This window comes from Microbacterium immunditiarum (genome assembly GCF_013409785.1).
In the GTDB taxonomy this organism is placed as follows: Bacteria; Actinomycetota; Actinomycetes; order Actinomycetales; family Microbacteriaceae; genus Microbacterium; species Microbacterium immunditiarum.
Map to the genome: position 1 here is coordinate 2,947,685 of NZ_JACCBV010000001.1, position 10,301 is coordinate 2,957,985.

Sequence of the window (10,301 nt, forward strand, 5' to 3'; positions counted from 1 at the left end):
ACTGTGTAGTTCTCAAAGTACGGGCGGGATCCTCCCCCAGCCACCACAACCGCAGCGACCAGAAAAGGCCCAGAGGCCCCAAGCCACACACCAACCGGTGTGCGCCCGGTCCCTCAGGACCCAACAGCGTGCACGCCCCCACCCGGGACACCCCAACCCGTTCCCACCACCCGAAAGCAGCGTACTAAAGCCAGAACCCCCCGACAGGAGCCTCGTCAAACGTTCCACCCATGAGCTCCGGCCGGAAACATTCGTCCCGAAACCGGCTCTGACACCCCAAAGGGTGCAGTGCTCCTTAGAAAGGAGGTGATCCAGCCGCACCTTCCGGTACGGCTACCTTGTTACGACTTAGTCCTAATTACCGATCCCACCTTCGACGGCTCCCTCCACAAGGGTTAGGCCACCGGCTTCAGGTGTTACCGACTTTCATGACTTGACGGGCGGTGTGTACAAGACCCGGGAACGTATTCACCGCAGCGTTGCTGATCTGCGATTACTAGCGACTCCGACTTCATGAGGTCGAGTTGCAGACCTCAATCCGAACTGGGACCGGCTTTTTGGGATTCGCTCCACCTCACGGTATTGCAGCCCTTTGTACCGGCCATTGTAGCATGCGTGAAGCCCAAGACATAAGGGGCATGATGATTTGACGTCATCCCCACCTTCCTCCGAGTTGACCCCGGCAGTATCCCATGAGTTCCCACCATAACGTGCTGGCAACATAGAACGAGGGTTGCGCTCGTTGCGGGACTTAACCCAACATCTCACGACACGAGCTGACGACAACCATGCACCACCTGTACACCGACCTTGCGGGGCGACCATCTCTGGCCGTTTCCAGTGTATGTCAAGCCTTGGTAAGGTTCTTCGCGTTGCATCGAATTAATCCGCATGCTCCGCCGCTTGTGCGGGTCCCCGTCAATTCCTTTGAGTTTTAGCCTTGCGGCCGTACTCCCCAGGCGGGGAACTTAATGCGTTAGCTGCGTCACGGAATCCGTGGAAAGGACCCCACAACTAGTTCCCAACGTTTACGGGGTGGACTACCAGGGTATCTAAGCCTGTTTGCTCCCCACCCTTTCGCTCCTCAGCGTCAGTTACGGCCCAGAGATCTGCCTTCGCCATCGGTGTTCCTCCTGATATCTGCGCATTCCACCGCTACACCAGGAATTCCAATCTCCCCTACCGCACTCTAGTCTGCCCGTACCCACTGCAGGCCCGAGGTTGAGCCTCGGGATTTCACAGCAGACGCGACAAACCGCCTACGAGCTCTTTACGCCCAATAATTCCGGATAACGCTTGCACCCTACGTATTACCGCGGCTGCTGGCACGTAGTTAGCCGGTGCTTTTTCTGCAGGTACCGTCACCCGAAGGCTTCTTCCCTGCCAAAAGAGGTTTACAACCCGAAGGCCGTCATCCCTCACGCGGCGTTGCTGCATCAGGCTTGCGCCCATTGTGCAATATTCCCCACTGCTGCCTCCCGTAGGAGTCTGGGCCGTGTCTCAGTCCCAGTGTGGCCGGTCACCCTCTCAGGCCGGCTACCCGTCGACGCCTTGGTGAGCCATTACCTCACCAACAAGCTGATAGGCCGCGAGCCCATCCCAGACCGATAAATCTTTCCAACCCCCACCATGCGGCAGGAGCACATATCCAGTATTAGACGCCGTTTCCAGCGCTTATCCCAGAGACTGGGGCAGGTTGCTCACGTGTTACTCACCCGTTCGCCACTGATCCCACAGAGCAAGCTCCATGTTCACCGTTCGACTTGCATGTGTTAAGCACGCCGCCAGCGTTCATCCTGAGCCAGGATCAAACTCTCCGTAAAAAACGAAAACCAAACCCAATCAACAGACCAGGCTCGGCGAGTTCAATCATGACCAAAACAGAATGCCATCACTGACAATCCATGAATTGATCCAAAAACCCCCACCAACCAAAAAATGGCCAGCGGAAATAAATTGGCATTTGACAAGTGCACGCTGTTGAGTTCTCAAGGATCGGACGCTCCTGCCTTCAGGCCTCTCGACCTTCCCTGCAGGGCAACCTCTCTATCTTAGCCCCTCCGGGCGGATCCGGTCAAATCTGCGCCGGCGCTCTCAGCGAGCCTCCGACCGGTTGAGACCGGGCGTCTCAGGAAGGGCATCCTGCTCGCATCCTGGCGATCGACGCGAGTCGATCGACGGTGTTTCGAGGAGGAGATGTTCTCCGCTTGAGGAGGGGAGGCTGCGAGCCTCACCGCGCTCCTTTGGGGCGAACAACGAATACTGTACGTGGCTCGTGTGCGCGCCGCCAAATCGTCCTCGCAACCCGGGCGTGTCGCGGCATCCGGAGCCCCCGGGTCGGCAATCGGCGATGCCTCTCACGCCCTCTTCGCGGCGCGAGCCGCCTCCCTCAGATCCGCCGCGAGCTCGGCCCGCGCGGCGGCTCGGGCGTCGTCCTCGCGGATGCGGATGACGGAAGACGGATGCACCGTCACGACCACGAGCACTCCCCCGTGCCGCTGCGGCCGGCCGCGCTCCTGCCCGATGCGCACAGTACGCCCGAGGACGGCGCGCGCCGCGGTCGTCCCGAGGCACACCACAACGTCGGGGTCGACGACGCGGGACTCGGCCTCGAGCCACGCGTGGCAGGCGTTGATGTGGGCGACCGTGGGCTTCTCGTGGATGCGGCGCTTCCCGCGCGGCTGGAACCGGAAGTGCTTCACCGCGTTCGTCAGGTACACAGACCCGCGCGGGATCCCCGCCACGGCGAGCGCCTCGTCGAGCACGCGCCCCGCCGGTCCGACGAACGGCTCGCCGGCGAGATCCTCGCGGTCGCCGGGCTGCTCCCCCACGAGCATGATCCGCGCACGGTCGTCGCCGTCGCCGAACACCGCCTGCGTCGCGTCCTTCCACAGCTCGCACCCGCGGCAGCTCTGCGACGCCTCCCGCAGCTCGTCGATGCCGGCATCCGCAGGAACCCACGGCTCCGCGCCCGGCCGCTCCGGCTCGCCCATGCTCCGACGCTACGGCCCGGGTGCCGCGACCGCAGACCCCTGGCGCCGCGCCCCGCGACGGGCTAGCGTGCGCCCACGGCGGCGCGGCGGCGAACGCCGCGCACGGCCTGTACCACGGTGCACAGCGCGAGGGTGAGGACGCCCCACACGGCACTCGCGGGCGGGAGCATCCGATATGCCAGGTGCTGCGGCGTGAACTGTGCGGTGAACGGACCCCACACCGCGTACCCGATGACGAGCGCCGCCACGAGGATCGCCGGGAGCGACAGCAGCCACGCCGAGCGCACCCACCCGGGAAGGACGCGAGAGACGGATGCCTCGGGCCGACGCGCGAGCCACACGAGGCCCCACACCGCCAGGATCACGAGACCGACGACGCTCGAGCCGTGCTGCAGCCACTTGTATCCGTCGAGGGGACCCCACGCCTCGTCGAGAGCGGGCATCGCGGCGACCCCCCACCGCCCCTCGTGCGTGAACAGGTCCCACACGATGTGCGACACCACGCCGATCGCGAGCGACGCCCCGAGCAGCAGCACCGTCACCCACGGACGTCGCGGCGGGGCATCCGTCTCACCCGTCGGGCGCAGCCCGAACGTCTCGCGCAGCGCGGCGGTCGCGCCCGAGTCCCATTCCCGCGGAAGCCGCGCGGCGAGCGGCCGCGGCGACAGCTCGCGGACCGCGGGCCGCAGTGCGCACCGCCACACGAGCAGCAGCGCGAGCGCAAGGACGAGGGTCGCCGGCAGCCACAGGAGGTCGTGCGTCCACCCGTAGCGGATGGGGGTTCCGCGCACGAACAGCGGCAGGTCGGGGGTCATCGCGCCCACGGCGATCGCGGCCGGAACCAGCGGCGTGCGAAGGAACGGCAGGGTGACGACCGCGTGGCTCGGCGTGAACGGCATGCGCCTAGCCGCGCACGAAGAGCCCGGCGAGCGTCTTCTTGCCGCGCCGCAGCACCGAGACTCCGCCCGGCAGCGAGCCGGTCACGACTGCGGTGTCGTCCTCGACGCGCGCGCCGTCGAGCGACACACCGCCCTGGGCAATCGCGCGACGCCCCTCGCTGAGGCTCGACACGAGGCCCGTGTCGACGAGCGCCTGCACGACGGGCGTGCCGCTCGCGGCGGTGGCGTTCGGCAGCTCCTCGAGCGCGGTCCGCAGCGTGTCGGCGTCGAGCGTCGAGAGGTCGCCCTGGCCGAAGAGGGCGTCGGATGCCGCGATGACCGCGGCCGTGGCATCCGGACCGTGCACGAAGCTCGTGACCTCGAGAGCCAGTCTCCGCTGCGCCTCGCGCCGGAACGGCTCGGACGCCACGAGGCGCTCGTACTCCTCGATCTCGTCGCGCGTGAGGAAGGTGAAGACCTTCATGCGCGAGATCACGTCGTCGTCGTGCGTGTTCAGCCAGAACTGGTACATGCGGTACGGGCTGCACATCTCGGCATCGAGCCAGATCGCGTTGCCCTCGCTCTTGCCGAACTTCGTGCCGTCGCTGTTCGTGATGAGCGGCGTGCCGATCGCGTGAACCGACGCGTGCTCGACGTAGTGGATGAGGTCGACGCCGCTCGTGAGGTTGCCCCACTGGTCGGAGCCGCCCGTCTGCAGCACGCAGCCGTACTGGCGGTACAGCTCGAGGTAGTCGAGTCCCTGCAGGATCTGGTAGCTGAACTCGGTGTAGCTGATGCCGGCCTCGGAGCTGAGGCGCGCGGCGACCGCGTCTTTCTTGAGCATCGTGCTCACGCGGTAGTGCTTGCCGATGTCGCGCAGGAAGTCGATCGCCGACAGCGGCGCCGTCCAGTCGAGATTGTTGACGATGCGCGCCGCGTTCTCGCCGTCGAAGCTCAGGAACCGCTCGACCTGCGCGCGCAGGCGCTCGACCCACTCCGCGACCGTCTCCTTCGTGTTGAGCGTGCGTTCGGCGCTCGGGCGCGGGTCGCCGATGAGCCCGGTCGAGCCGCCGACGAGCCCGAGCGGCTTGTGCCCCGCGAGCTGCAGCCGGCGCATCGTGATGAGCTGCACGAGGTTGCCGAGGTGCAGGCTCGGCGCGGTCGGGTCGAAGCCGCAGTAATACGTGATCGGGTCTCCGCTCAGCAGCGCGCGCAGCGCGTCCTGATCGGTGGACACATGCACGAGCCCACGCCAGACAACCTCATCCCACACGTTCTCGAACGAGGGATCGTTGGCCGGGGTGGTCGCGCTCACGAGGGGCGTAGACACGCGTTTCAGGCTATCAGCGAGACGCGGATGCCTCGCCACGCGCGACGGGCGGGCGAGGCATCCGTCGAGTCGGTCACGCTGGGGAGGAGAGACGCTCGAGCTGCGCGGGCGACAGCGCGAGACGCACACCGTCGAGGGCGACGTCGAGCTGGTCGACGCGGCTGCCGCCGAGCATGGGACGGATGCCGCGCGCCACCTGCCACGCGAGCACGACCTGCCCGCGCGGGGCGCCGAGCTCGGACGCGACAGCGTCGAGCGCCTCGAGGCGCCGCGCGGTGCCCGGGTGGTCGTAGACCTCGGGGATCTCCTTCGCGGGGTTGTCGTACGCGCCCGACAGCAGGGGCGTGTACGCCCACACCTCGAGCCCGTTCACCCTCGCGTAGTCGAGCTGCTCGTCGCTCAGCACGCCGAACGGGTGCACGACGCCGGGCGGGCGCGTGCCCGGACGCACGCGCAGGTACGTGCTGTTCAGCTGCATCGCGTCGATGGGAAGCGCGCCGATCGAGCGCGCGTGCGCGCGGGCTCGCTCGACACGCCACGCGGGGTGGTTGGAGGCGCCGACGCGGCGAGCGAGTCCTCTGCCCGTGAGCTCCGCCAGCGCGTCGACCGTCTCCTCGATCGGGACCGTGCGGTCCTCCTGGTGAAGCCACAGCAGGTCGACGGAGTCCACTCCCAGGCGGTCGAGGCTGCCGGCGAAGGCGTCGAGCACGGCGCGGCGCGACAGTCCGGCGCGGTGCTCCGGCCAGGAGCCGGCCCACAGCGGCTCGGCGCCGAGCTTCGTCGAGATGCGGACGCGATCCCGCACGCCGGGCCGCGCCGCGAGCCACCGGCCGATGACGCGCTCGCTGTCGCCGCCCTGCCCGGACTCGCTCGCCCAGAAGCTGTAGCAGTCCGCGGTGTCGATCCAGACGCCGCCGCGCTCGACGAACCGGTCGAGCAGCGCGAACGACGTCTCCTCGTCGATCGTCGTGCCGAACATCATCGCGCCGAGAACCAGCGGCGTGGTGGGAGGTGTCGTCGTCATGGCTCCCAGCGTGCAACTTCGAGTGCACTCGAAGTCAAGCGCACCCGGCGGCCGCTCAGAGCAGGGTCGCGAACGCCCACCACACCAGCAGCGCGCTCGCGAGCGCCGCGACCCAGCTCACGAGGCTGCCGACGAGGAAGTACTCCGCGCGGTTGCCGGTGGCCGTGTCGCGCGAGATCTCGGGGAACCGCACGATGCCCTTCGCCGCGAGCATCGCCGCCAGCAGCGTGTAGGCGCCCGCGAGGGTGAGCGCGAACACGAGCACCCGCTCGAGCGGGCCGATGAGGCGTCCGCCCTTGAGCCCCGGCTCGCCTTCGGTGTCGGCCTCGTCGGCGACGGCCTCCTCGCGCAGCGCGGTGCGCACGACGACGTTGCCGGATTCGAGGAGGAACGCGATCGTCCCGACGAGCAGGATCGCCGCATCCGGGTGGACCACTCCATTCGGCCCGGAGACCTGCCACACGTCCCCGAGCGGCCCGGTGGACTCACGCAGCCCGATCGTCGACACGGCGGCCGCGCACAGCACCGCGAGCCCCGCGACGGGCCAGAAGCCGGCGCGTCCCGATCCGTTCGACGGCACGACGAAGACCCAGATCGCGGCGGCGGCGATCGCGACGAACGCCCACACCGCGGCGTCGAATCCGGATGCCACGAGGAACAGCACCAGCGCCGCGGCGACCTGCACCATCCAGCGCCGCCTGGGCGGCAGGAACTGGCGAATGAGGTCCGCTCCCCCGACGGCGAGCAGCGTCACGCCCGCGAGGATCACGCGGCCCGCTCCGCTCGGAGAGCGAGGAACCCCTCGACGACGGCGGATGCGCCGGCCGCCGCAAGCACCTGCGACACGGCCGGCTGCGTCACGCCCTCCTCTTTCGCGAGGGCGGCTTGGCTCACACCGAGGCACCGTCCGTACGTCAGTCTCCGGGCGCGTTCGTTCATCGATGTGACGAGCTGGTCGCGTGCGAGCGCGTATGCGTTGGCGAGGTCGACGGAGGGGCGCATGGTGTCATCCTGCTCCGGGGAGGCGACGATCCACGTGCGCGCGTTCGGCGCGGTGCGCTTCTGCAGGCGGTGGACGGTGTCGATCGCGGCCCGAGCCGACCACCAGCCGGCGCCGTCCGACAGCGTCGCGGTCGAGGAGGCGACGGGGCCGATGTCGCCGATCCCGATGCCGAACCGGCACTCGACGCCGTCCGGCAGGGCGAGCTGCAGCAGCAGGAGCGAGCTGAGCGCGTCGGGCAGCGCGTCGTAGACGCCCTGAAGCTCATCGCCCACCGTCGGACTCAGCGGCTCGCGCGCGACGGGCAGGTCCTGCTCGACCCGCGCGATGGCGGATTCGAGGGTGTGCTGCGCGCCCGAGCGGTCGGGCATCCTGCGCGAGCCGACGAGGTCGGCGATGACTGCGACGGTCATGACGTCCAGCGTACGCCTTATAAACGAGAAATATAAGTCCTAGACTTATTTATTGATCTTATAAGCCCAGGGCGTGCACGGCCGACTGTGCCCGGGCCACGAGCTCCGTGCGCTGCTCGGCCACTCGCACCGGAGCCGTGCCCCCGATGCCGTCGCGGCTCGCGACCGACCCCTCGATCGTCAGCACCTCGCGGACCTCGGGCTCCAGGCGCGGCGTGACCGCCGCGAGCATCTCATCGGTGGCCTCGTGCAGCTCGATCCCCTGCTGCTCGCACAGCCGCACGAGCGCGCCCGAGATCTCGTGGGCCTCACGGAACGGGATGCCCCGCTTCACGAGCCAGTCCGCGACATCGGTCGCGAGCGAGAAGCCCTGCGGCGCGAGCTCGGCCATGCGCTCGGTGTCGAACGTCATCGTCGCGATCATGCCCGCCACCGCCGGAAGCACGATCTCGAGCGTGCGGACGGAGTCGAACACGGGCTCCTTGTCCTCCTGCAGATCGCGGTTGTACGCGAGAGGGAGTCCCTTGAGCGTCGCGAGCAGCCCCGACAGGTTGCCGATGAGCCGCCCCGACTTGCCGCGCGCGAGCTCGGCGATGTCGGGGTTCTTCTTCTGCGGCATGATGCTCGACCCCGTCGAATAGGCGTCATCGAGGCGCACGAAGCCGAACTCGCGCGTGTTCCAGATGATGACGTCCTCGGCCAGGCGCGACAAGTCGACGCCGATCATCGCCGCGATGAACGCGAACTCGGCGACGACATCGCGTGCGGCCGTTCCGTCGAGCGAGTTCTCGGCGGGGCGCGAGAGCCCCAGCCGCGTCGCGACGAGCTGCGGGTCGAGACCGAGCGTCGAGCCGGCGAGCGCGCCTCCGCCGTAGGGCGAGACGGATGCCCGTGCCGACCAGTCCCGCAGGCGCTCCAGCTCGCGCACGAGCGGCCACGCGTGCGCCTGAAGGTGGTGGGCGAGCAGAATCGGCTGTGCGTGCTGCAGGTGCGTGCGCCCGGGCATGATCGCGTCCGGGTGGGCTTCGGCCTGCGCGACGAGCGCGTCGATCACGCGGAGGAGCTCGCGCGCGATCGTGCGCGCGTGGTCGAGCAGGTACAGCCGCACGAGCGTCGCGATCTGGTCGTTGCGGCTGCGGCCGGCACGCAGCTTGCCGCCGAGCTCCGGGCCGACCTCGGCGATGAGCGCCGTCTCGAGCGCGCCGTGCACGTCCTCGTCGTCGGGGCCGGGGCGCAGAGACCCGTCCGACACGCGTCGCGCGAGCGCGTCGAGGCCCGCGTGCATACGGCGCTCCTCGCCCTCGGTGAGGTAGCCGGCGGCGGCGAGCGCGGCGGCGTGGGCATGCGAGCCGGCGATGTCGTACAGCGCGAGGTCCCAGTCGAAGTGCGTCGACACGCTCAGCGCCGCGAGCTCGGGCGAGGGTCCGCCCGCGAAACGCGCGCCCCACAGGGCGCCGGGGTTGGTGCCGTCGGCCTTCTCGTCGCTCACCGCTCCACCCTATCGAGGGGCTGTCGCCCGTGATCGGCCGGCTCCTTCACGACGAGACGCGTCAACCGGTCGAACGCCCACTCGAGCGGACCCCGCCCGACGAGGAGCGCCCACGCGGTGCATCCGATCACCGTCCACACCGCGAAGGGCACGAAGGGCTCGAGATCGCGGAAGCCCGCGAGGTCGCGTGACGTGCCGAGCACGATCGACGCGACCCACGCCCACACGAGGAGCTGCGCGGTATAGGCCGTGAGGGGCATGGAACCCACCGCCCGCAGCGGGAGGACGATCCACACGACGAAGGTGCGGCACAGGAGCACGCACGCCGCGATCACCGCGAGCGCGAACCCGCCCGTGCCGATGACTTCGAGGAGCCCGGTCGAGTGCGGACGGGCCGTCCACAGCGCGGGCCAGAACGAGGACTGCTCGGATGCCGCATCCGAACCGCTCACGGCGTGGAGGGCGTAGCCGACCGTCGCGAGCGCTGCCCCGGCGGCGAGCGTCCAGACCTGCACGCGCGTGCGGAGGATCCCAGCCCGCGCGACGCCGAGCCCCGCGAGCACGAACGCGATCCACACCGTGAACGGGTAGTGCCAGCCGAGCGCGGTCGCGGTGAGGTCACCGGTCGCGGTGAACCAGAACGGGTTCGCGTCGAGCCACACTTGGACGAAGGGCATGACGAGGGCGATCGCGCCCGCGACGACGAACAGCGTGCGCGCCCGAAGCCGGGTGAACGGCACGGCGAGGACGAACAGGATTCCGTAGGCCTGCAGGATGACGTACACCGGGACGCCGGTCGAGTCGAGCAGCAGGCCGAGCAGCCACAGCAGGAACGCGCGCACGACGAGCCGCAGCCGGGCGGTCCCCATGGCGCTGCCGGCCAGCGGCGAGGGCCCGCCCGTCACGAGGCCGATCGAGACCCCCGCCAGCGTCGCGAACAGGATCGACGACCGGCCGTCGACGATGTGGATCCACGTCGCGGGGTCGTCCCAGTCGAAGATCTCGCGGATCCACAGCAGATGGGCCGCGAACATCCCGAGCACGGCGAGCCCGCGCGCGAGGTCGACGCCCGCCACGCGAGCGGGACCGTTGAGGCGATCCCAGCGGGTCGCGAGCCAGGGCCGGGTCCGCGGACCGCTGTCGGTCGGAGTACGCTCGGCCCCTTCGCTCATCG

8 protein-coding genes and 1 rRNA gene are annotated in these 10,301 nt (G+C 68.8%); all 9 read right to left on the reverse strand.

Annotation, left to right across the window (positions count from 1 at the left end; translation table 11 throughout):
• Positions 1-299: 299 nt before the first annotated feature.
• Positions 300-1,823 (reverse strand): 16S ribosomal RNA (locus BJ991_RS13770).
• Between the two features lie 534 nt (positions 1,824-2,357).
• Positions 2,358-2,993, reverse strand: coding sequence for a UdgX family uracil-DNA binding protein (locus BJ991_RS13775; protein ID WP_179490866.1), 636 nt, complete (start codon positions 2,991-2,993; stop codon positions 2,358-2,360).
• Positions 2,994-3,055: 62 nt separating this feature from the next.
• Positions 3,056-3,892 (reverse strand): DUF4184 family protein, encoded by an 837-nt coding sequence (locus BJ991_RS13780; RefSeq protein ID WP_179490868.1) that lies wholly within the window; start codon positions 3,890-3,892, stop codon positions 3,056-3,058.
• A 4-nt stretch (positions 3,893-3,896) separates the two neighbouring features.
• Complete coding sequence (tyrS, locus tag BJ991_RS13785; protein WP_343048771.1) at positions 3,897-5,201, reverse strand: tyrosine--tRNA ligase; 1,305 nt, start codon at positions 5,199-5,201, stop codon at positions 3,897-3,899.
• A 73-nt stretch (positions 5,202-5,274) separates the two neighbouring features.
• Complete coding sequence (locus BJ991_RS13790) at positions 5,275-6,225, reverse strand: aldo/keto reductase (RefSeq protein WP_179490870.1); 951 nt, start codon at positions 6,223-6,225, stop codon at positions 5,275-5,277.
• 55 nt (positions 6,226-6,280) lie between these two features.
• On the reverse strand, positions 6,281-6,994 hold the full coding sequence (locus BJ991_RS13795; protein ID WP_179490872.1) for a hypothetical protein: 714 nt from the start codon (positions 6,992-6,994) through the stop codon (positions 6,281-6,283).
• On the reverse strand, positions 6,991-7,638 hold the full coding sequence (locus tag BJ991_RS13800) for a SatD family protein (RefSeq protein ID WP_179490875.1): 648 nt from the start codon (positions 7,636-7,638) through the stop codon (positions 6,991-6,993). The genes BJ991_RS13795 and BJ991_RS13800 overlap by 4 nt, the downstream gene beginning before the upstream one ends.
• Before the next feature lie 58 nt (positions 7,639-7,696).
• Positions 7,697-9,127 (reverse strand): argininosuccinate lyase, encoded by a 1,431-nt coding sequence (argH, locus tag BJ991_RS13805; protein ID WP_179490877.1) that lies wholly within the window; start codon positions 9,125-9,127, stop codon positions 7,697-7,699.
• Positions 9,124-10,299 carry a heparan-alpha-glucosaminide N-acetyltransferase domain-containing protein gene (locus BJ991_RS13810; protein WP_179490879.1) on the reverse strand — a complete coding sequence of 392 codons (1,176 nt, stop codon included), beginning with the start codon at positions 10,297-10,299 and terminating at the stop codon, positions 9,124-9,126. Before BJ991_RS13810 ends, argH begins: the two co-directional genes overlap by 4 nt.
• Positions 10,300-10,301: the final 2 nt, after the last annotated feature.